4 protein-coding genes are annotated in these 1,277 nt (G+C 44.8%); all 4 read left to right on the top strand.

Annotation, left to right across the window (positions count from 1 at the left end):
* The first annotated feature begins 107 nt into the window (after positions 1–107).
* The 4 genes from J5M57_RS27810 (at position 108) to J5M57_RS27795 (ending at position 1,196) form a co-directional block, all read left to right on the top strand.
* A complete protein-coding gene (locus J5M57_RS27810) occupies positions 108–476 on the top strand; it encodes a DUF2528 family protein (protein ID WP_000065374.1) in 369 nt (122 codons plus the stop codon).
* Positions 477–548: 72 nt separating this feature from the next.
* Entirely contained in the window at positions 549–713 is a 165-nt protein-coding gene (locus J5M57_RS27805) for a protease FtsH-inhibitory lysogeny factor CIII (protein ID WP_001198861.1), read from the top strand.
* Positions 682–825 carry a host cell division inhibitory peptide Kil gene (gene kil / locus J5M57_RS27800; protein WP_000372937.1) on the top strand — a complete coding sequence of 48 codons (144 nt, stop codon included), beginning with the start codon at positions 682–684 and terminating at the stop codon, positions 823–825. The genes J5M57_RS27805 and kil overlap by 32 nt, the downstream gene beginning before the upstream one ends.
* Before the next feature lie 74 nt (positions 826–899).
* Positions 900–1,196, top strand: coding sequence for a host-nuclease inhibitor Gam family protein (locus tag J5M57_RS27795; protein ID WP_000995451.1), 297 nt, complete (start codon positions 900–902; stop codon positions 1,194–1,196).
* The last annotated feature ends 81 nt before the right edge of the window (positions 1,197–1,277 follow it).

The following is a 1,277-nucleotide window of genomic DNA, read 5'->3' as shown; positions in this document are numbered from 1 at the left end:
GAGCAATGTCGCTCGTAACTAAACAGGAGCCGACTTGTTCTGATTATTGGAAATCTTCTTTGCCCTCCAGTGTGAGGGCGATTTTTTATCTGTGAGGATATGAACAGATGTCAAACATCAAAAAATACATCATTGATTACGACTGGAAAGCATCAATAGAAATTGAAATCGACCATGACGTAATGACAGAGGAAAAACTTCACCAGATTAATAATTTCTGGTCAGACTCTGAATACCGACTCAATAAACACGGCTCTGTATTAAATGCTGTATTAATCATGCTGGCGCAACATGCTCTGCTTATAGCAATTTCAAGCGACTTAAATGCATATGGTGTTGTGTGTGAGTTCGACTGGAATGATGGAAATGGTCAGGAAGGATGGCCTCCAATGGATGGTAGCGAAGGAATAAGAATTACCGATATCGATACATCAGGAATATTTGATTCAGATGATATGACTATCAAGGCCGCCTGAGTGCGGTTTTACCGCATACCAATAACGCTTCACTCGAGGCGTTTTTCGTTATGTATAAATAAGGAGCACACCATGCAATATGCCATTGCAGGGTGGCCTGTTGCTGGCTGCCCTTCCGAATCTTTACTTGAACGAATCACCCGTAAATTACGTGACGGATGGAAACGCCTTATCGACATACTTAATCAGCCAGGAGTCCCAAAGAATGGATCAAACACTTATGGCTATCCAGACTAAATTCACTATCGCCACTTTTATTGGCGATGAAAAGATGTTTCGTGAAGCCGTCGACGCTTATAAAAAATGGATATTAATACTGAAACTGAGATCAAGCAAAAGCATTCACTAACCCCCTTTCCTGTTTTCCTAATCAGCCCGGCATTTCGCGGGCGATATTTTCACAGCTATTTCAGGAGTTCAGCCATGAACGCTTATTACATTCAGGATCGTCTTGAGGCTCAGAGCTGGGCGCGTCACTACCAGCAGCTCGCCCGTGAAGAGAAAGAGGCAGAACTGGCAGACGACATGGAAAAAGGCCTGCCCCAGCACCTGTTTGAATCGCTATGCATCGATCATTTGCAACGCCACGGGGCCAGCAAAAAATCCATTACCCGTGCGTTTGATGACGATGTTGAGTTTCAGGAGCGCATGGCAGAACACATCCGGTACATGGTTGAAACCATTGCTCACCACCAGGTTGATATTGATTCAGAGGTATAAAACGAATGAGTACTGCACTCGCAACGCTGGCTGGGAAGCTGGCTGAACGTGTCGGCATGGATTCTGTCGACCCACAGGAAC

Origin of the sequence: Pseudomonas sp. 86_A (assembly GCF_017491705.1) — a bacterium.
GTDB lineage: Bacteria > Pseudomonadota > Gammaproteobacteria > Pseudomonadales > Pseudomonadaceae > Aquipseudomonas > Aquipseudomonas koreensis.
The sequence above is the reverse complement of the archived record's forward strand: the minus strand, read 5'-3'. Positions and strand labels throughout refer to the sequence as shown.